Source organism: Desulfobacterales bacterium, assembly GCA_021647905.1.
Taxonomy (GTDB): domain Bacteria; phylum Desulfobacterota; class Desulfobulbia; order Desulfobulbales; family BM004; genus JAKITW01.
In genome coordinates this window covers 1-21,192 of sequence record JAKITW010000027.1, presented here as the reverse complement: position 1 = coordinate 21,192, position 21,192 = coordinate 1, and the positions used below count along the sequence as shown (strand labels likewise).

Below are 21,192 nucleotides of genomic sequence, written 5' to 3'. Positions count from 1 at the left end.
TTTATGAACAGCCGGCCCTTTTCAATGGAGCGGCCGTTGGGTAGAAGAAGACCCCTTTCCCGACAGGAGGGGGTTTACTGAATGTTTACGGCCGCGGGTCACCCTTGTCCCTGTTTCCCCACCGGCCGGCCGGAAGCAAAGAGACCGATTTGAAGACAAAAGAACTGAAAAGAGCGCACTTCGACCGGCTGGCCCCGCAACGCGACCGCTGGAAAGAAAAAAACCGCTATTATTACGATGACCTTGAAGAGCTGCTCTCCTTCCTGGTCCCGCCGGGCCGGAGTGTCCTCGAGGTGGGCTGCTCGACCGGGGACCTGCTCGCCCATCTCCGGCCTAAACGCGGGCTTGGGATCGACTTTTCCAAGGACATGATCGCCATGGCCAGGGAAAAATATCCCCGGTCGCAATACCCGTTCCTCTCCTTTATCCGGGACGACGTGGAGGACCTCCAGCTCAAGGGGGAGACCTTTGCCTATGTCATCATGTCCGATCTCATCGGTGAGTTGACCGACATCGGCACGGCATTCCGTAATCTGGCACGGGTCACCACGCCGGAATCCCGCTTGATCATCACCTATTTCAATGCGTTGTGGGAGCCGATTCTCGGGCTGGGAGAAAAACTGGGTCTTAAGATGCCCCAGGACCATCAGAACTGGCTGTCCCCGGCCGATATCGAGAACCTCCTCGCCCTGAACGGATTCGAGGTTATTAAAAAAGGAGAGCGGCTGCTGTTCCCCAAAAGGATCCCGATCCTTGCCCGGCTGGTCAATACCTACCTGGCCAGGCTGCCCCTGGTGAGAAAACTGTGCCTCGGCACCTACCTGGTAGCCCGGCCGCGGCCAGAAACGCGGCCACCGCGGGACTATTCCGTCACAGTGGTCATCCCCTGCCGGAACGAACGGGGCAATATCAGGGCCGCGGTGGCAAGAATCCCGGAGATGGGCAGCCACACGGAGATCATCTTTGTAGACGGCAACTCCAGCGACGGCACGGTGGAGGAGATCGAGGCGGTGATTAAAGAATACCGGGATCGCAGGGAGATCAAGCTGCTCCACCAGGTCGAACCGGGCTCCGACAACGGCAGCGGACATGGACGGATGCTCAAGCTGGGCAAGGGAGATGCGGTGCGCAAGGGTTTTGCCGCGGCCAGCGGCGAGATACTGATGATCCTGGACGCCGATCTGACCGTACCGCCCGAGGACCTGCCAAAATTCTACCAGGCCCTGCAGGAAGGGCACGGCGAACTCATCAACGGCACCCGGCTGGTCTATCCCATGGAAAAGGAGGCAATGCGCTTTCTCAACAAACTGGGCAACAAGTTTTTCAGCATGCTCTTCACCTGGTTCCTGGACCAGCGGATCAAGGACACCCTGTGCGGGACAAAGGTCCTGTTCAAAAAAGACTATGACAAGATCGCCGAAAACCGTTCATTTTTCGGCGATTTCGATCCGTTCGGCGATTTCGATCTCCTGTTCGGGGCGGTCAAACAGAATCTCAAAATTGTCGAGGTGCCGATCCGATACCGGGAACGGACCTACGGCGATATCAAGATCGACCGGTTCCGGCACGGCCTGCTGCTCCTCAAGATGAGCTTCGTTGCCATGAAGAAGCTTAAATTCCGCTAGCCCGTTGCCCCGGCCGAATCATCTATCTTGCGCCCCAGAATACAGACCGTTTTATAGGTGTTCCTGACCCTGACAACCTCCAGGCCGCCTTTGCGGCAGAGTTCCGTTAACTCGCCCTGGGTATAAAGCTTCTCGTAGCCGTACGATGGCTTGGAGATCCCCAGCCGTTTCAACACCAGATTAAAGAAGAGATCATTGGCAATGAGCCGGTCCCGCAGAAGGATATAAAAACAGTGGCGCGGGACGATGATCAGGACATGGCCGTCCCTGGCCAGGAACTGACGATGTTTGCTGATCAGTTCATCAAGTTTTTTCCCCTGGAAATGCTCCACCAGGCCGTCACTGAAAACAATGTCATAGGCACCGGATAGATCCAGGGCAAAGAGATCGCCGAGGATGTACTCAATCTCAAGCTGGTCCTTTTCAAGGTCATCGAAAAAAAACTTTGCCTCGGGCGAATAATCAATCAGGGTCGCCCGGCCGCCGAACCGCTCCAGCAACCGGACCGTGGCCATGCCGGAACCGGCCCCGAATTCCAGGATCCGGGGACGGTCAAGCGGAATCCCCTTGAGCATGCCGAACAACAGTTTCATCTTGTGCGCAGTGGTCAGCCGCTTGATCAAGGGGTATATGTTTTTTTCCACCCGCTTGCTTCTCCACCACGAATCCCAGTCCGTCATAGATCGTTCACCTTGGTCTTGACCTGTATAAATTGAAAAAATACCGCTGTTCCGGACCTGCCTGTATTGCCGGCACGGGGTAAAATTACTTTGCCGTCCCTCTGCGGCTTACCTACCTAGTACAGAGTTCTAAAAATAACGTTATATTTTAGGCGACGGTAATTTCATCCATTTTGTATCGCCACCGGTAGACAACAGGAGCCTTATTAATTTCTGCGATACCTTGATAGATGCGGTTGACGAGTTCCTCTTTTGTATCTACCCGGATATGTCGCAGGAATGATCTGGCCATTTTGCTGAAAACCGATTCGATAAGATTTAGCCACGAGCCATGCTTGGGTGTAAACACAAAATGGAATCGGTTTGGTCTTGTTTTCAAGAAGTTTCGTGTTTCTTTAGAAATGTGTGCTGAATGATTATCCAACACTAACCTGATAATCCAATCGTCCGGATATTTCGCATCAATGATTTTGAGAAACTCTATGAATTCACGACTCCTGTGCCGGTCACGAACTAAAGCATGTATTTCGCCGGTGTGGAGATCAATCCCACCCAATAGCGAGACTGTGCCCAAACGCTTATATTCATAGTCTCTCGCGATCATGGAATGTTCCCCGGGAACTGGTTGCAATTGGGCCGCGATATTTTTTATCGCCTGGATTCCGGGCTTCTCATCATAGGAGATTGTTGTGCTTTCCTTTTCGTCGTCTGGAGACTGGTTAATTATTTCTACATCCTTGTATACATGAAGAACATCGGTCATTTTTTCTTCAAAATTAGGATCACGGCGTTCAAGATAATAACGGATTTTGTGGGGCTTGATTTCACCTTTGTTTAAAATGTCATACACCTGGCTTCTGCTGATTTTTTGCAAACACTGATGCCCGTTTTCTGCCGCATGTTTTTGTATATGTTGAACAAGTTTGCTATAGGTCCAGGTCTCGGCTGCATAACCGTAATCCGTCGGCTTCTGGCAGGCTAAGGAGAGTACCCATTTCTTGGCGCTGTCGTCTATCTTTCGTGAGCGCCCGGAACGTTTCAAGTCAGCCAATGATTGCAATGCCCCAAAATCTAACGCCTTGTCTATTGCCCGGTAAACTAAAGGCCGTGTAGCGTTAACTTGCTGTGTTATTTTGGTTATTTTTTCACCTTCTACGTACATGAGCAGGATTTTAGCACGCTGAATTTTGTTGGCTGGCTCCGTGCGACTGCGGGCAATTGTTTCAAGTTGTTTTTGATCTTTCTCCGATATTGTAAGTTTCGCTTTGCGTACTCTCATATTCACGGCCCTCCATTCTGGGTTAATGAAAAGCAGTGTAACACAAAGCCAAAAATATGTAACGATAACTTTAGAACAAAATACTAGTGTCCGTCCAGTAATGAGCAATTTCGTTCAAGATCAAGGATCGCGAAAAAAATAACCGGAGTCATATAAGTGATATTACGAGGATTATTTTTTTAGCATGACGCCGAGATTGGGCGAAAGGGCCATTTCTGGATGGGCACTACCTATCATATCGGTTCCCGGCCGACAAGCTTGCCCAGCCGCCGCCACAGGCCGAACACCTGGGCCCCCAGCCGGAGAATCTGCTCCTGCAGGAAGGGAATCCGGACGAACTGATAGGCGATGGTGCCGATCAGGGGACCGAACTCATTCTTCAATATCAGCCGGAGGACAAGCTTGCGTCCCATCTTCAAGGCCTTGAGCCGATCGGCCCTGGGGAACTCGTCGGTCTCAAAGCTGGGCTCGTCGCAGTTGGCATGATAGTCGTTTAAAAAGGTTTCCGGCGGTACCAGCCAGTGGGCCTTTTCATTGACCCAGTCGTAGAGCTCGGTGGACGGATAGGGGGTGGTGTTATAAAAACGGACCTCGCTTAGCGGCAGCGACTTGGCAAACTCATAATTCTTTTTAAACTTTTCATAGGTGTCGCCGGGCAGGCCGACAATAAAGAAACCACTGTTCTTGATCCCCACCTCGTGGGAGATACGCAGGGCCTCCCGCACCTGGTTGGGGGTGATCCCCTTCTTGATGTTGCGCAGGTCCTCGGGATGAATCGATTCGATCCCCCAGGCGATCAGCCGGCAGCCGGAATCCTTCATCTTCTGCAGGAGCCGCCGGTCCACCCGGTTGACCATAATGCCGTTGCGCAGTTCCCAGCCGATCTTCAGGCCGCGGCCGATGATCTCGTCGCATACCGCTTCCGCCCTTTCGATATCCGCGGAAAAGCAATCGTCGCTGAACTGGAAAAATCGATATCGGCCCGGGCTGCGGTACCAGTATTCGATCTCATCGACAATATTTTTCGGGCTTCTGCCCCGGAACTGGGGCCCCATGGTATAGCGGATCGTGCAGTAGAGACATTTCTTGATGCAGCCCCGCGAACTGACCACGATCAGCTTCTTGTCGAGATACCGGTCCAGTTCGAATTTGCTATAGTCGGGAAAGGGCAGTGCATCGAGATCAACGATGGGACAGCGCCGCTCGTTCTCCACGATCCGGTCGCCGTCCCGCCAGAGCAGCCCGGGGATCCCGGCATGGGGCTTGCCGGCGCAGAGATCGAGCATGGTGTACTCGCCCTCGCCGCGAACCGCGCAGTCGAACACCGACTCCTCCAGCACCCGCCGGCCGAAACTGCCCACATGGGGTCCGCCGATCACCACCGTAACGCCGGCCACGGCTTGCTTGGCCTGTTGGGCCAGGTCATAGATGGCGCTGTACATGATGCTGTAGCTCGATATGCCGATAAATTCCGGACTAAACCGCTTAATGGTCGGAATGAGCTTGTCGTGGTTGCCGGCCAGCCGCAGGTCCAGCACCCGAACCTGGTGGCCGTGTTTCTCCAGGATGGCCGAGATATAGGCCAACCCCACATGGGGCGAGGTGGGCGCCGGCGGCCGGGGGAACGACTCCACATCAGGGACAACCAGCAGGACCTTAACTGTTCTCATCGGCTCTGCCCCCTCTTTTTTCCCGGACATAATCGACCAGCAGGGTGGCGGAAATGTCACCGAGTTGCTTCAGGATGGTCCGGCTGTTCCAGTGATGGAGCACCATGACCCGGGAGACCAGTCCCTGATCGAGGCAGTATCCGGCCAGGGAGGCCAGGAGCGTATCCCGACCTTCCCCTTTGGAGTCCGATTCCACGGCTGCGGACCGGACCGTAACCATATCCTCCGCCCGCAAGGGGGCAACGGCCTCCATCTCGCGAAACAACCGCTGCTGGTCAACCCCCTGGAGGACAAAACTCTGGGGGCAGGTGGAAAAGCACATCCCGCAGATCTTATCGCTGCAGCGGTTGTTGAACCGGGGCCGCTCCCCGTCAAGGGTTATCGAGCCGAGCGGGCAGACGGTTTCGCACATCCCGCACAGCACGCAGAGGTCATTCTTGATCAGATCCTTGACCATATAAAAATCCTGAAGCAGGCTGTCATAGATGGACGATTCAACGTCAAAAGAGTCTTCGGTGTAAAAAGCGGGCGGCAGTCTATCACGGAAGGTCTCCGCCTTGGCCGCCGATCTCCGGGCCTTGACCTGTTCCATCTCAATAATCCGCTCACCACGATCCACGCCGGCAATCTTTTCCACAACCCCGTCGGACAGGGCCCGGGCAATGATCTTCCTGCCGGAATCGGTTCTTGAAATCAGTTGAGTCCCGGCCGGGGACGGCTTCCCGCCGTCCAACGAGATATCAGCTGAAAGCGCCGTATAATCGGAGCAGATCGCGCAGCCGGGCATCCCCTTTTGGCGCAGATCACCTTTCTGCACAGGGATCACCTTTTCTACTCCATCCAGGTCGACCCGAATCTCATCGGTCCCGATATCCAGCCGCCGGACGGCCCGGATATCGATGCCGTGACGCTGAAAAATTCCGGACAGGCCCGAGTGGCAGGTGCCGGCCCGGCAGAACTGCCCGATCAGCAGTTCGATATCCTTGACCCACTGCAGATCCCGCAGGGCCGGATACTGTTGGGGCCAGGTCACTGCCCGGCCGGGATAGTTCTTTTCAATATAGGCCAGGAAAACCTGCAATCGCTTGATTGCCGTAACCTGGCAGGGATACCCGATAAAAAGGATTTTATTCAAAGGTGACGACCTCTTGGAAAGTAGATTCTTCACCGGCAGCCGCATCACGGCAACCAACCGGCAAAACACGCGGCTTGTTTCCGGCCATCATCCTCTCAGGGCCAGAAGCGCTTCACAGACCCGGTCGATCCGCGCTTCGCCCAGCCCGGAGCCGGATGGCAGATAGAGTCCCCTGCGGCCAATCTCCTCGGCCACCGGATAGGTTCCGGAGCAATCGCAGCCGTGATTCCGCAGGGAAGGCTGCAGGTGCATCGGCGTAAAGAAAAACCGGCTGTCGATACCAGCTTCCCGCAACCCGGTTGCCACCTCGTCCCGGTCCGGGCCGAAATCGTCCTCGATCAGGATTCCGAACATCCAGGAAACACTTTTGGCCCATTCTTTTTCCTGCTGGAACGAGATGCCGGCCGTGCCCTGGAGGTGTTGCCGGTACAGACGCGCATTCCGTTGCCGAGACTCCGCATACTCAGCCGCCTTTTCGGTCTGAGCCACCCCCAGGGCGGCAATCAGGTTGGACATCCGATAGTTGAAACCGATATGCTCATGCCGGTAGTCCCGGGCCCCCTCCAGGGGGAAGGCCAGATTCTTGTAATAGCGGCATCGGTCGCGCAGCTCCGCGTTGTCGGTGACCACCATTCCCCCCTCCCCGGTGGTGACGATCTTGTTGGCGAAAAAGCTGAAACAGCCCAGATCGCCGAGGCTGCCGCACCGCCGGCCCTTGTACTCCGCTCCATGCACCTCGGCAGCGTCCTCGATGACCAGGAGGTTGTGGTGGCGGGCAATCTCCAGGATCGGGTCCATATCACAGGGATGGCCGTAGATATGCACCGGCAGGATGGCCCTGGTCCGGCGGCTGATCTTCTCCTCGATCCGGGTGATGTCAATATTCCAGGTCTCCCGCTCGCAGTCGACAAACACCGGGGTTGCCCCGCAGTAACAGACGGCAAAGGCGGTGGAGATCATGGTAAAGGAGGGGATGATCACCTCGTCGCCGGGCCCGATTCCAGCGGCGACACAGGCGAGGTGCAGGGCCGCGGTGCCGGTGTTGGTGGTCACCCCGAATCTGACCCCGCAGAATTCGGCAAATTTTTTTTCAAACTCGGTGACAAACCCGCCGCTGGAGGAGATCCAGCCGGTGGAGACCGCCTGTTGAACATACTCCAGTTCATTACCGGCCAGCAAGGGCTCACACACCGGGATAAATTCTTTTTCCGCCATCGCCGCACCCTGTCCTTAAAAGAGAACCTTGTCATCAACGCCGGCGTACGGCCCCTGTTTTATCTCAACAATGGTGGTATCCTCCAGCACCTCGAAGCCGTGTCCGCCGCTGGCCAGAAAGATCATATCGCCCTGTTCCAGGACCGCGTCCCTGGAGAACTCCTGGTTATCGTCAAAAAAAAGTACCCGGAGCCGGCCGCGATTGACCACGATAAATTCCTGCACGGTCCGGATCGACACCTCCTTGTCGGGATGGTAATGTTTTTTTATCTCCTCGCCGGCCGAGTAAAAATTAGCGCCTAGCTGGAGCGGGTACTCGGTGGGGGTCAGAAAATTATACTTCTCCGCGCTGCAGAAATTATTGCGGACGATAATCGCATATATCCGCCCGTTTTCAACTATTGTTTCAATCCCTTGCATGAAATTCCCCTCACCGGCGGAGTTGGACTCTTTTCAGGTAAACATTCAGTAAACCCCTCCTGTCGGGAAAGGGGTCTTCTTCTACCAACGGCCGCTCCATTGAGAAGGGCCGGCTGTTCATAAACAGGCTATCAAGCAGGAACTCGCTTCGCCGCGGCGGCGATTCGGAAGCCATAAGCATATCCTGCCGAAGTTGTTTCAAATTCCGCTTTTGCCGTCACGGCCGCGGCTCAGGGTCCGCTACACCGTTCGCTATAAGAAAACCCCTTTCCCGGTCCAACCTCAAACGTGCGGGGTTTACCGAAACCTTACCTTTTCAGTACCCCCTTAAGGGGGATAAGACCCTTTACGGTTTATAATTCCTCGACAATCCCGGTCATTGCCCGCAACATCCCCTCGAACTTGAACCTGGCATTATAATCCCTTGTCGCATTCCTGGATAACCTCATTTTCAGGTCCCGGTCCTCAAGGATCCTCCGGATCTGGTGTGCCATATCTTGATGATCGTTCATCTCAACCAGCAGCCCGTTACGTTCATGGGTAAAGTCCTCGGGGATCCCGTCGCAGCGGGTGGTGACAATGGCCGCCCCCACCTTCATCGCCTCAAGCAGGGAGATCGCCCCGCTGCCCTCCTCCAGCGAAGGCAGAACATAGACGTCGGCCCCATGGAGAAAGGGCTGGATATCGTCGACAAACCCGAGAAAGCGCACCTTCTCTCCCAGCCCCAATCGCCGAGCCAGCCTCCGGTTGTCCTCCAGAAACGGGCCGGAGCCGACGATAAAACAATCGAAATCAATCCCCTGGTCCTTGAGAATCCGGATCGCCTTTAAGAAGGTGTTGATGCCCTTGCGCGGATCCTGCCGGCAGATCACCACCACCCAGGGCCGCTCCTTGCCGATCGCCAGGACCTCCTTGTCCCGCTGCTCAGAGGATATCCTTTTATAGATTTCCACGCAGTAGGGTATGGTGCGGAGCCGTTCCGGAGAAACGGCGCCGTAATCCTCCTCCAGAATCTTCCTGGTGGATTGATAATGAACGATTATCCGGTCCGCGCCCATGATCGCCGTCCGGTCGAAACCCCGGACAAAAATCAGGTCGAGCAGATAGGCCAGCCCGTACTTGATAAAGGGGCCAGGGCCGTAATCCCGGATCGGCGCCCCCCGGATATGGCCCATCAGCTCATGCTTATGGGTGGTGAAACAGCTCACCAGGGTCTTTATATTGCGCCCCGGCAACGCCTTCTTCAACCGAATCCCCACGTAATTCCAGCTGGCCATGCCGTAGACCAGGATCTCTCCGGCGTTATCAGCGTCGATCTTCCGGCGCAGAGTCCGGAGGAAATAGGGGGTGATAAGGCCAACCCCCAACCCCTTGAGCCGGTCAAAGGGGGTGTGAACATGGATAAAGGTAATGCCGTCCCGCTGAAACTCATCCGCCTGTTCACTGAAACCGAGAACAGAAACCGCATAGCCCAGTTCCCTGAAAATTCTAGCCAGGTTGATGGCATAGGCACCCAGCCCGCCGGGCAGGTTCATTGGCGACTTGCCGCTGATTATGTAAATGCTCCTGTCCTGGTTCATGTCTGCCGGTTGCACCCTGCTCAACCACCTATCCATGTTGCGAGTACACCGGTCTGCCGCTGGTGCCGGAATACTTGTCAAGGCCGAGGAATAGACAACTCAACAACAGCTCCACCCCGGTGGTGATCAACCGGATAAGGATGGAACTGACAATAACGACCGGCAGGGGAAGAAACAAGGGGAGCACGAGAAACAGCACACCCTCCCGCACCCCTAAGCCGCTGGGAGCAAACACCGCCGCCAGGCCGATGAGGGCGGCCGCCTCGTACACCCCGGCAATAATGAGAAAGTATGAAAAATCCACGGCAAAAAAGGAACGGATGGTCAAGAACAGGCCCAGGCCGTGGAGCAGGCCGACAAACACAAACCCCCCGACGAAACGAAGAAGGGCCGGATAGGACGGAAACTCGTCAATGGTATCCTTACCCAGAGCCACTAAACCCCAGTTGACGTAGCGGGCCAGCCAGGGCGGCCAGAGCAGTCCCATAAAAAGCAGCGTCCCAATCCCGGCCAGCCAACGGACAGTGGGCGGCACCAGTTGCGGCGCCGCGGCCAGGGCCAGCAGGATCAGCATCCCGGAGGCAACCAGGGAGACGACGTACTCGATCCAGGTGGCAATGACAATGGTGCGCTTCGGATATCCCTGGTACACATCAAACCGTACCAACAGCAGGACGACCTTGCCGGGGACATACTTGCCGAGCTGAGAAACAAACCAGGCCTTGGCTGCCTTTGCAAAGGGAACCCGGATGCCGAACTCACCGGTCAACCCTATCCATACCCTGACAATGGCAAGGTAACCGATAGTAAGCGAGACAAAACTGAAAAAAAGGAGCCGCCAGTCACAGCTGAAGTCATACCGTCTGATCTCGCCGATATTCCGGCCGATGACCCAGAACACGGCAAAAAAGACAGCCAGCCGCAGAGCCCAGCTATACCATTGATATTTCCTGAACATTGTATCTCTTTTCGATCTCGGCGCGGGGAATTTTACCGGGCCGGCAACAGGGTTGAATCCGCGGCCAGGGTCTGAGATCTACTCTTCTCCATCCCGGTCAATCCGCTCGTAGCGCATCTGGGAAATCTGCTCCGAGATCAATCCCATCATGAAGATGACAACCGATGTTGTCAGCAGTAAGGCGGACATGTTGGTAAAACGATGCGTGGTAATAAAAGTGTAGACATAATACATCACTCCGGTGAGAAAAAAGACAAAGCTCACCGGCAAAAAGATCCGGAACGGGGAGAACAGGGTGGCGATCTTGGTGATAATCAAGAGAAAGCGGACCCCGTCGCGGGCCAGCCTGATCTTGCTTTTGCCCTTCCTGGCCCGGGTCCTGATCGGGACATATTTCACGCTCCGGCCGCTACGCAGATAGGCCATGGTAATGGTGGAGGGATAGGAAAAGGTATTGGGCAGCAGATAGATGAACTGCCGCGCCGTGGCCCTTCGCAGCAGGCGGAATCCGGAGGTAAGATCATGCACCTTGAACCTGGTCACATAACCGGCCAGGCCGTTGAAAATCCGGTTGGCCAGATCCCGGTGCCACCTGGTCTCCGAATCCTTGCCCCGGGCGCCGACCACCATGTCATACCGGTCCCTGTGCGCCAGCAGCCCGGCAATATCGGCCGGGTTGTGCTGGCCATCCGCGTCCATCAGAACAACCCAGTCGCCCCTGGCGTTCCTGAGCCCGGTCTTGACCGCGGCCCCGTTGCCAATGTTATACGGATGAGTACAGACCCGGGTCCCGGCCTGCCGGGCGATCTCCCCGGTCCCATCGGTGGAGCCGTCGTCAACCACCAGGATCTCGCATTCAGGGAGATGGGCCCGGATGGAGAGAATCGTCTCCCCTATATTTTCCTTCTCATTAAAGGCGGGGAGCACCACGGTTATTTTTTCATTTAGCATCCTGTATCACCCTTTGTCCGCCGATATCCCCAAAGGCATCTCGCAACAGTGCCCCCTTACTCCCGGGCAGGGACACCAGCTCCACCTTTTCATAATACATCCAATTATAATGGCCGGGGTAGAGGGATAATATCCGGCGAAGGTATGGAGCGGCATCTTCTCTCCTCCCCTCATCAAGGTAATACCTGACAAGTTGAGTTAGTGCCGGAATAAAATCAGGATGGCGTGCGACCAGAGCCTCGGCTTCTTGAATTGCTTCAGCCTTATCACAGTGTCGGGCTTTCCATCGAACACGAAGGAGCCCTGCAAAAGGATGCCCGGGACTGCGTCTTTCCAGCATGGCCAGAAGACTTTTTACTATAGTTCCTTGAAAAAGCGGATAATATTTTTCAAAAAAAAGCGCGGCATTCATATAAACATGAAATGCCGTATCTTCTCTGTATACCTGATCATTTTGTAATTGAAGCAACCGTTCCTCCCTTTGATTGAGATCTCTTACGGTCCCAAGAGTATCACGCAACTGCTTCGCCAGATCATCAGGAGCCAACTCCGTATACCTGTCAAGGTACTGCCCGGCCAGTTCATACTCACGAACGTCCAGCATCACCTCGGCCATCCGTCTGTATAGCGCACCGTTATTTTCATCCAGGCCGAGTTCGCCCCGCGCCCTTTCGTCACGACTTGCATCCTGTAATACCCTCAGCAACATATCATGAAGAGCATCCAACCCGGGGCTGAAATGCAGACCGATGACCAGGGCCTGAAAGGCGTCACTGAAGCGGCCGGCCCGGGCACAGGATCTCCCGAGGGCCAGCATGAATTTCGGAAGATTAATCAAGTTCATTTGTGTAGACATCTGCCGCCAGTATGTCTCGCCGCGGGAAATGGCCTCGCCATGCCGACCCTGCTGGCCCAAGAGAGTTACAATATTGCTTGCGACACTGATAAATTCTTCCTGGTGCGGACGGCTGATTGCAAGAGCCCGTTCCAAAACTGGCAACGCTTCCGCAAAGTCCCCCTGTTGGGCCAGAGCCTCGCCATAATTTGCCACGGCACGGGCCTTGGCAGGTGATTTTATGGCGCAGTCCATGGTGAGGGTCAACCGACTCTCCCAGGCCGTGTTCCTCGTTCGGGTCAACCCCGTGAAAACCGCGACAACCAGCACCAATGAAATAATACATGCATTCCGGTTGACCCTGAAGGGAGACCTTGCCAGCATCGCCCCGGATCCACTGACAACAGCAAGCCAGAAACCTATTGAAGGCAGGTAGAGCCGGTGCTCGAAAACCAATTCCAGGGGAATGGCCGTCGATTCCAGGGCCAGATGCAGAAAAAACCATATCACGCCGAATGAAACAAGAGGGCAGCGCCTGCGCATGGCGAATCCACCGCTCAGAAACAACACCAGCAGTAGAATGCAGAAAAGCGTTGACGGCGGGTCAAGAAAGGATGTCGACACGACAAAATCATGGTCAAGATTCATCCAGCCGGGCCAGGGCAGAAGAAGCAGGCCAATATAGAAAACAACAACCCGTGCCTGGGTCAAGAGCCGCTCCCCCAGGGTGAAATGGCGTGAAGCATACCCCTTGGCAACCTCATTCCAGGGATAATGGAGTAATGGAACCAGAAGCAACAGAATGATAACCACTGCCAGCCAGTGATACCACCGTAACCGAGAGAAAACGTCCCTCCCCCACTCCGGGTTAATCAAAATCCACTCAATGAGAATAACGGCCAGCGGCAGGGTTGCGGAAATCTCTTTACTGAAAAAAGAAGCCAGGGCTGCACAGAAAAAAACGAAGAATAACAAATACTTTCTTACCCCGGCGGCAATTCGAGCCTCAATATACGCGGCCAGGGAGATAATATAAAATAATGTCGCAATGGACGTCATCCTCTGGACAATATATGTAACGACATTGGTATGAACGGGATGCAAGGCCCACAGGGCGCAGATAAGCACGATCATCATGTCGGGACTTATAAATTCTCCGGCAGATTCTCTGCCCACCCGGGTGCGGAACACGGCTCGCAGGAACATGACCAGAGCAAAGACAACAGCGAGGTGGATGGCAATGTTGGTCAGATGAAACTGGATGATGAACCCATTGCCCAGCCGCCTGTCAACCGCAAATGAGAGTTGAGGCAGAAAGCGGGTTATCCCGAAACGCCCTCCGGCAATCTTCTGGAGAGATTGACAGGAAAAATCCTCCACTTCAAGTGCAGGATTCTCTACAAAGGCAGTGAAATCATCAAGAACCGGTGGAGAAAAGAGGGTATTGGCATAAGCGGCAAAGACAAGGAGTAAGAGCCCATACAGAAAATACCTTGGCTTTATCCCGTTTATTCTGTTCATCTGCCCGCCAATACGACCACGTCTCCCTTAAAAAAGCCTTACAGCTTCCCGGCAAGGGCGAGCAATCTCATTTTCCAGACAATCCAGACGGCCTCGACTATCACGTGGCTGTCCATTTTGGTCGAGGCGCAAGTACGATCAGTGAAGACAATAGGTATCTCCCTGAGGACAAACCCCTTCTTCCACACACGAAAATGTATCTCGACCTGAAAGGCATAGCCCTCGGAGGAGATCCGGGTCAGGTCCAGGCTCTCAAGGACCTCCCGCCGGAAACATTTGAAGCCGCTTGTAAGATCCCGCACCGACATGCCGGTAATGAGACGGGCATAGATATTGGCCAGATAGCTGAGCAAAAGGCGGTGCATGGGCCAGTTAACCACATTGACCCCGTTGAGATAACGCGACCCGATCACCAGATCGGCGGTGGTGGCAGCCTCAATGAAGTCCGGCAGATACTTCGGATCATGGGACAGATCAGCGTCCATCTCAAAAATCAGATCGTATTTTCGATTGACCGCATATTTAAAACCTGCAATATATGCGGTTCCCAGGCCCAGCTTCCGCGGCCGGTGGAGGACGTGGACCCGCGGCTGTTGGTCGGCCAGGCTGTCGGCCAGCGTTCCGGTGCCGTCCGGTGAGTTATCATCGATAATAAGGATATCAAGCCCAGGGTCCGCCTCCAGGGTCTTGGCAACGACCAGGGCGATATTGTCAACCTCGTTGAACGTGGGAATTATAACCAGACCTTTCATGAATCTATCGTTGCCACCAATCTTCCAACCCGTCCGGCCCATGGTAACGTTCCATGAAGAAACACCTTGATGCCGACATCGCGTCCTTGCTCTTCACACCTCAAAAATCGTAAGGTTTCGGTAAGCCCCGTACGTTTGACGTTGGACCGGGAAAGGGGTTTTCTTATACCGAACGGTGTAGCGGACCTTGAGCCGCGGCCGTGACGGCAAAAGCGGAAATTGAAACAACTTCGGCATGATATGCTTATGGCTTCCGAATCGCCGCCGCGGCGAAGCGAGTTCCTGCTTGATAGCCTGTTTATGAACAGCCGGCCCTTTTCAATGGAGCGGCCGTTGGTAGAAGAAAACCCCTTTCCCGACAGGAGGGGGGTTACTGAATGTTTACCAAAAATCTTGGCCCGGCCCATTTCCAACGGGCTGAAAATCTTGTCATTATTGCATCGGTCGTCCCAAAAAACAATGAATACTCCCGCCGCTGCCCATAAAAAAAACCAGTCTCAGCAAAAAATCGACAGGTTTGCCCGCGGTTTGCCCGGCCTGTTCCTTCTGGCAGTGGCCGCCATCTATATCTCCTTTACCAGCGACCATCTGGTCGGCGCCGACTCCGGCGAGATGATCGCCGCCAGTTTCAACCTGGGCATTGCCCATCCGCCCGGCTATCCGCTCTACATACTCCTGGGCAAGCTTTTTTCGCTCATCTCGCCGTTCAGCAACGTCATCTATACCTATAACCTCTTTTCCACCCTCTGTTTCCTGGCCGCGATTGTCGTCCTGTACAAGGCACTTCGGCTGATTGACGTCCAGCCGGCGGCCATTTTGATCGGCGGCTGTTTTTATGTCTTTTCTCCCATGAGCATCCGCTGGCTGACCGCTGCCGAGGTCTTTTCCCTGCACATCCTTATCTGTTCCATCGGCATCTATCTGGCCCTTTTCACCATCAGCAAGAACAAATTTCACCCCGCGACCCGCGGCCTGGGGCTGGTGGCCGGCCTGGGCGGAGCCAATCACCATTCCATTGTCTTTCTGTTCCCGGGATTCTTTCTTATTTACGGGTATTACTGGCTCAAGCTTCCCGACAACCGGACCCGAATCAAGGAATTTTCATGGCTCATCGGCGCCTTCCTCCTGGGTCTGGCCTGCTACCTGCAGCCGGTGATCAGCACCTGGCTCTTCACCAATCCGGTCAGTGCCCTGGGTATATCCGTGCATAATCTTCAGGACCTGATCGACCTCTTTCTGCGGCGGCTCTACGGCACCTTTTCGCTCACCGCCGCTGGCGATCAGACCCTGGCCGCCACCTACTGGCTGAACCGATACCTGGTCACCGGTCTCTTTTCCAGCCAGGGTCTCACCATCTTCTCCGGCGTCCTGGTTATCTGGCAGGTCCTGCGCACCCTCGCCTGCCGGTTTTCCCTCCGCGATGCGACCTGCCTGGTCTGGTTTCTGTCGTCACTGTGCTTTTTCCTGATGGTAAATGCTCCAGCCAAGCACGGCTTTGAAGAGGAGATCCTGGCCCGGATGTATCTCATGCCCAACCTGGTCGCCACCATGCTGGCGATCCTGGCCCTTGACCGGCTGCTCCCGGCCTTCCGGGGCGGTTACAAAAAATATGGGCGCCATGTTGCCGTGTTCGCACCGGTCGCCATACTCATCATCACCATTTCAAACGGCGCCCGGCAGACAAACTACGATACCATTGACATTGAACTGCAGGCAGGCCGTGATGTTCTGTCCGGCTGTTCCCCCGACAGCATGCTCATCTTGAACTCCGACAGCAACATTTTCACCACCTTCTACCTGCAGGAGGTCGAGGGCTTCCGCCGCGACGTAGCCTGCCTGGCCTGGCCGATGACAAAAACCGCCGACTACCGCAACTACTTCTCCTCGCGGTTCGGTGACAGGACCGGCCTGCGGCATCCTGGCGGAGAAACCGCTGTCCCAGGGCCAACCGGCCCTGTCCCACCACCGACCAGGGTTTCAACCGTCCAGTGGCTCCGGGCGCTCCTTGACAGTGGTGTTGATATCTATGCGGCAACCAATATTCACACCCTGCTGGCCGAATATAACGAAGACACTCCGGCCCGGCTTTCCAATTCCCTCCAGGGTATTGTCTGGAAGGTTACAACTCCGGACAAGACCGTATCCACCGAAGAACTGTTGCGCCGCAATGCCCCCTTTCTACGCTCGTACCTGACCTGGCTTGCCGCAGTGGACATTGGCCGCCAACCCCGGATCAAAAAAACAATGCTCCAGGCATATATCGCCTATTTCCAGTTGATGCGAAAAAAACAATTTTCCACGGCAACACTGGTACTGCCGTTGGACCTGTTGGCGGATCTCTGTCATTTTATTAAAATCAAGGCCCCGGAGGACGAGCTTGCCGACCTCTATCTCGGCCTTTTCTACTACCGCTACCAGCCCAGACCATCCCTTGCAGCGCATTACCTCACCCTTTTCACCAACAACTACACCGGCAAAAAAGAGGAGCTGCTCCGCTTGGCCAGATCAATACTCAAGACCATTCACCGCCAAAACGAACGACCGCTGAACAACAAGGCCGCTACTCCCCCGGCACGCCCAGTCAGCTATTCCTGAAAAAGACGTTAAGAACTGGTCGGGTCTGGAATCGCCTTGCCCTGCAAGGCTTCCCAGTCCGCAACTATTTTTTCCAACTGAGCCCACTGGGGATGACCGGGGAACAACTCCAGGATCCGGGTAAAAATCTCCACTGCTTGACCGGTCCGGCCCAGGCCAAGATAATCAGGGCCGAGCGCGCCCAGCAACATCACGTTATCCGGTTGGCTGCGCAGGGCGCGTTCCAGCCGCTGGACCGCTTCCTCCTGCCGGCCGTTGTGCATCTCCCAGCGGGCCAGATACACGGCAACAAACGGGCTGTCAGGGGCGCTGCCCCGGGCTTGGTCCAGAAGCCAGTATAACGGCCGTCCCATAAGGGGCGGGTAGTGAGACATGACAAATCTGGCCAGGGTAATATAGAAACGGAACCATCCATTATCGCGGTATGCCTGGTCATTACTGATTTGAAACTGTTGCCGCGCCAGCCTGTTCTTTTCAAGTTGTTCTTCCAACTCCCCCTGGAGCTGTTGCAGGAGGGGATGTTCAGGCTGCAACTCCCGGGCCGTTTGAAGATATTTGTCCGCCTGGTCGTAGAGCCGCAACAACAGGGACAGCCGGGCCATTTTCAAGGGAACGTCAACCGGTTCACCGGTCAGGCCCAGCTCTTTTCGCCCCTCCTCTGTTTCGTTGGCCGCAACGAACAGTCTGTTTGTCGCCAGCAGCAATGGTTGGGGATTGATACTGAACCGAAGGCCGGTGGTATAGGTGTTCAGGGCGTCTTCATACCTGCCGGTTTTAAAATACGCATACCCCCAGTTACGGGTAAACTTATCAAAACCGGCAAAGTTCAGATCATAGGTCATGTTGGCAAAATATCTTTCCCCTGCCTTGACCGCCTCTTCATATTCACCCTGACTCTTATGGATATTCAGAATATTGTTGGCAGTAGTGATATATTCCTCATTGTGCCTCCGGCCCATGTCAAGGGCCCGCTCCAGGAGCGCAAGGGCTTCGGTGCGCCGGCCGGCCCCGGCCAGAACCATCCCGTAGTTTGACACGGCCCGGGACTTTTCCGGGGATTTCAGATAACAATCCTCATAGATGGTCAGGGAGTCGCGCCAATCCTCGTTGCGGATGGTGGTCAAAACAGAGGAAACCGTAATCAGGATAATCATAACCAACAAAACAATCTTGCGGGCCTCGGCCGGCCGCCGGGGACGCGACCGTGCCACCCCGAAATCAATAACAGCGACCACTCCCATGAAGAAACCGATTGACGGCAGGTACAGTCGATGCTCGAAAATGAGTTCAAGGGGAATTACGGTGGACTCGATCAGCAGGTTGAGGAAAAACCAGAACACGCCAAAGGAGAAAAGGGGCACCCGTCTCCTGGCCATTATCCCCGCGACAAAAAGCCCGGCCAACAGCATACCGGACAGGATGGTGGTGGGCGGCGCAAGCCAGGCCGTGGACAACACGAAATCATGGTCAAGGTTCAACCGTTGCGGCAAGGGCAGAACCAGCAGAGAAAGGTAAAAGACAACCACCCGCAATTGGGTCAGCAGCCGTTCTTCCAGGGTAAAATACCTGATTGAATAGTCAGCGGTGTGTATCTGCCAGGTGTGAACAACAAAGGGTAACAGCAGACCCAGTCCGACCACTGCCACAAGCCAGTGATACCACCTTATGGAACCGAGGAGCCGCCGGGGCAGATGCGGTGAAACGAACATCCCCTCAACCAGCAGAATTGCCACCGGCAGGGTATAGGAATTTTCCTTTGACAGAAAGGCAAGCGCCGACGCCAGACCACATCCCCCAAAAAACAGGAGCCGGCGCATGGGGCCTTTGGCGAGACGACCGTACAGATAAAAGGCAAGCGCGGCCAGGTAGAACAGCGCGGCCAGGGCTGTCATCCGCTGGACAATATAGGTTACCGCATTGGTCTGCACCGGATTGAGTGCCCACAGGCCGCAGACAAAGAGGACATAGTGCTCGGGGTTCAGCAACAAGATGCTCTTTTTGCCGGTCTCGGTACGCAACAAGGCCTTGAGAAAGAAAAAAAGGGCCACCACCGCCAGCAGATGAATGGCGATATTAGTCAGGTGATAGTGAACAATCTTGCCCCGGGAAAAATAGTGGTTCAGGGAAAAAGAGAGCAGTGGAACGAACCGGGCCTTGCCGAACCGGGTGTCGGCAAGCTCGGTCAATGATTGTACTGAAAAATCGTCCTGGTAGATCCTGGGCTCCTCGACAAAGGAGTGCATGTCATCCAGGACCAGGGGAGAATAAAGGGTGTTGCTGTAACTGGCGCAGACTAACAACAGAACGGCCAGCAGAAAGCGGCCTGGGGAAATGGCTAAAAATCTGTCTATCATACCACCACTGGGCCTGGGTGATTCCGGGGGGCGTTCATAGCCGCCCATGCGAGGGAACAAAGGGGTGAGCCGGCATTATACCCTTGGAAAGAAAACAGGCTGGTGTCAAAACGAGACCCATTTAGCCCTCCTGTTGGTCGTTCACGGGACAACCTTTTCCATGCTGGACCGGTTCCCCGGAAACAGCGGGCCGGGGGTCCCGCGCCGATTACTTTCCAGCAAGGTCGGCACCTGACTGTAATAACAAAAACAGCCGCACCCGATGGAGGTGCGGCTGTTGTCGGCGGACAGTGGATGTCGGTCAGATTAATCTTTCAGGCCAACGCTGTCCTTCAGGCTGCCGCTGAGGGACCACTTGGTGATCTTGCCGCCGGAGTAGGTGGGATCCGCAATAAGCACGGTACCGTCATAGGCGTTCAGCTTCTGGGTGCTGGCAGCAGCATCGACCGTAATTTTCAGAATACCGGAAGAAGTAATCGTGATCCCGTCAAGATAGGTGGTGTCCGCATCAGCCTGCATGGCGGTCCTCTGGTCGGTGGTGCTTACCATGGTACCGTTGACCGCATAATGCTCGGCAATGTTGGTCTCAATCGAATGAACCGTGGGCATGATCATCGAGGTGACCCGCGACCGGCCGATGTACTTCATGTAGGCCGGCACGGCCACGGCGGCGAGGATACCGATAATGGCGACAACGATCATCAGCTCGATCAGGGTAAAACCTTTCTGGCCTCTTTCTATTCTGAGCATGTTCATCCTTTTTCCTCCTCAACTGGTATGAATATTCATTGGTTGTTTCATGTTCGGGCCGTCAAACACCCAGCCCCCCTCCCTCGGTCCGGTTGTCTTCCGTTCGCACTCCCTGTGAAATGGATGTCTCTTTAATGGTTGCTGGTTGTGTTGCTTGTTTTATGATCTGCTTGGATTCGTCTATAATAAACCAAGCAATTCCAGTGCCAGGCAAAGGATTACCATCGAAGATGTTTTCTGGCAAGAAATTTTTTTTATAATAATTCAGAGTGTTGTTGCGATACGCACGCCATCGCCCCGCCAGGAACTGAAAAAGAAGAAAGAAGAAAAAACAGCCTGCAAAGGTCCAGTGACAAATTTTGTCACTCCTGGGCCAGATTATGACACTTTGTGGCAGTAACCCGGGACCGGGGATAGAGAGGAAAAGGTACTGGCTGGGGGACAGGGATTCGAACCCCGATAAGCAGAGTCAGAGTCTGCTGTCCTGCCATTAGACGATCCCCCAGCTCGATCAGGTGGTAATGACGGGTCCCAAGGTAGAGAAACTTGCCCCGGATGTCAAGTTTTTTTCAGCCTGAATCCCTGTCCTGCCACTGCTCCGGGCCCAACGCTTCAAAATTGAACATAAACCCCTCAGGCAATAATGATGAACTCGTAACAACCCGAAAGGCTTCAAATGCCACCCAATAAAATCAACAAGTTACAAGACGAATCACGTCCGTCGAGCGGGTTGTTGCGAGACCGACAATAATGATGAACTCGTAACAACCCGAAAGGCTTCAAATGCCACCCAATAAAATCAACAAGTTACAAGACGAATCACGTCCGTCGAGCGGGTTGTTGCGAGACCGACAATAATAGCCACCGTAAAA

15 protein-coding genes, 1 tRNA gene and 1 pseudogene are annotated in these 21,192 nt (G+C 54.8%); 2 read left to right on the top strand and 15 right to left on the bottom strand.

The window, feature by feature from the left end; translation table 11 throughout:
- Positions 1-149: 149 nt before the first annotated feature.
- Positions 150-1,625, top strand: a complete 1,476-nt coding sequence (locus tag L3J03_05910; GenBank protein MCF6290510.1) for a bifunctional class I SAM-dependent methyltransferase/glycosyltransferase family 2 protein — start codon at positions 150-152, stop codon at positions 1,623-1,625.
- Here L3J03_05910 and L3J03_05905 read toward each other — a convergent pair.
- The 12 genes from L3J03_05905 to L3J03_05850 form a co-directional block, all read right to left on the bottom strand.
- Positions 1,622-2,269 carry a class I SAM-dependent methyltransferase gene (locus L3J03_05905; GenBank protein MCF6290509.1) on the bottom strand — a complete coding sequence of 216 codons (648 nt, stop codon included), beginning with the start codon at positions 2,267-2,269 and terminating at the stop codon, positions 1,622-1,624. The two genes, L3J03_05910 and L3J03_05905, sit on opposite strands and share 4 nt — an antisense overlap.
- Positions 2,270-2,453: 184 nt before the next feature.
- The gene (locus L3J03_05900; protein ID MCF6290508.1) at positions 2,454-3,584 is read right to left on the bottom strand and encodes an IS630 family transposase; all 1,131 of its coding nucleotides are present in this window, start codon (positions 3,582-3,584) and stop codon (positions 2,454-2,456) included.
- Between the two features lie 233 nt (positions 3,585-3,817).
- Positions 3,818-5,254 (bottom strand): B12-binding domain-containing radical SAM protein, encoded by a 1,437-nt coding sequence (locus L3J03_05895; protein ID MCF6290507.1) that lies wholly within the window; start codon positions 5,252-5,254, stop codon positions 3,818-3,820.
- Positions 5,241-6,389, bottom strand: a complete 1,149-nt coding sequence (locus tag L3J03_05890; GenBank protein MCF6290506.1) for a Coenzyme F420 hydrogenase/dehydrogenase, beta subunit C-terminal domain — start codon at positions 6,387-6,389, stop codon at positions 5,241-5,243. Before L3J03_05890 ends, L3J03_05895 begins: the two co-directional genes overlap by 14 nt.
- 87 nt (positions 6,390-6,476) lie before the next feature.
- Positions 6,477-7,604 (bottom strand): DegT/DnrJ/EryC1/StrS family aminotransferase, encoded by a 1,128-nt coding sequence (locus tag L3J03_05885; protein ID MCF6290505.1) that lies wholly within the window; start codon positions 7,602-7,604, stop codon positions 6,477-6,479.
- A 15-nt stretch (positions 7,605-7,619) separates the two neighbouring features.
- Positions 7,620-8,024, bottom strand: coding sequence for a hypothetical protein (locus L3J03_05880; protein ID MCF6290504.1), 405 nt, complete (start codon positions 8,022-8,024; stop codon positions 7,620-7,622).
- Between the two features lie 10 nt (positions 8,025-8,034).
- Entirely contained in the window at positions 8,035-8,199 is a 165-nt protein-coding gene (locus L3J03_05875; protein MCF6290503.1) for a hypothetical protein, read from the bottom strand.
- A gap of 178 nt (positions 8,200-8,377) precedes the next feature.
- Positions 8,378-9,604 carry a glycosyltransferase family 4 protein gene (locus L3J03_05870; protein MCF6290502.1) on the bottom strand — a complete coding sequence of 409 codons (1,227 nt, stop codon included), beginning with the start codon at positions 9,602-9,604 and terminating at the stop codon, positions 8,378-8,380.
- 28 nt (positions 9,605-9,632) lie between these two features.
- Positions 9,633-10,562 (bottom strand): hypothetical protein, encoded by a 930-nt coding sequence (locus L3J03_05865; protein MCF6290501.1) that lies wholly within the window; start codon positions 10,560-10,562, stop codon positions 9,633-9,635.
- A gap of 78 nt (positions 10,563-10,640) precedes the next feature.
- Positions 10,641-11,513 (bottom strand): glycosyltransferase family 2 protein, encoded by an 873-nt coding sequence (locus L3J03_05860; GenBank protein MCF6290500.1) that lies wholly within the window; start codon positions 11,511-11,513, stop codon positions 10,641-10,643.
- Positions 11,503-13,869, bottom strand: coding sequence for a tetratricopeptide repeat protein (locus tag L3J03_05855; GenBank protein MCF6290499.1), 2,367 nt, complete (start codon positions 13,867-13,869; stop codon positions 11,503-11,505). The genes L3J03_05860 and L3J03_05855 overlap by 11 nt, the downstream gene beginning before the upstream one ends.
- A 38-nt stretch (positions 13,870-13,907) precedes the next feature.
- The gene (locus L3J03_05850; protein ID MCF6290498.1) at positions 13,908-14,621 is read right to left on the bottom strand and encodes a polyprenol monophosphomannose synthase; all 714 of its coding nucleotides are present in this window, start codon (positions 14,619-14,621) and stop codon (positions 13,908-13,910) included.
- A 246-nt stretch (positions 14,622-14,867) separates the two neighbouring features.
- On the opposite strand from L3J03_05850, the gene L3J03_05845 reads away from it, so the two are divergent.
- Complete coding sequence (locus L3J03_05845; protein MCF6290497.1) at positions 14,868-17,216, top strand: DUF2723 domain-containing protein; 2,349 nt, start codon at positions 14,868-14,870, stop codon at positions 17,214-17,216.
- Between the two features lie 8 nt (positions 17,217-17,224).
- Here L3J03_05845 and L3J03_05840 read toward each other — a convergent pair whose 3' ends face one another.
- The 3 genes and pseudogenes from L3J03_05840 to L3J03_05830 all read right to left on the bottom strand — a co-directional run bounded on the left by L3J03_05840 (position 17,225) and on the right by L3J03_05830 (position 20,825).
- Positions 17,225-19,570, bottom strand: coding sequence for a tetratricopeptide repeat protein (locus L3J03_05840; protein ID MCF6290496.1), 2,346 nt, complete (start codon positions 19,568-19,570; stop codon positions 17,225-17,227).
- A 609-nt stretch (positions 19,571-20,179) separates the two neighbouring features.
- Positions 20,180-20,320, bottom strand: a pseudogene (locus tag L3J03_05835) (prepilin-type N-terminal cleavage/methylation domain-containing protein).
- A gap of 431 nt (positions 20,321-20,751) precedes the next feature.
- Positions 20,752-20,825: transfer RNA gene (locus L3J03_05830), tRNA-Gln, on the bottom strand.
- Positions 20,826-21,192 lie beyond the last annotated feature (367 nt).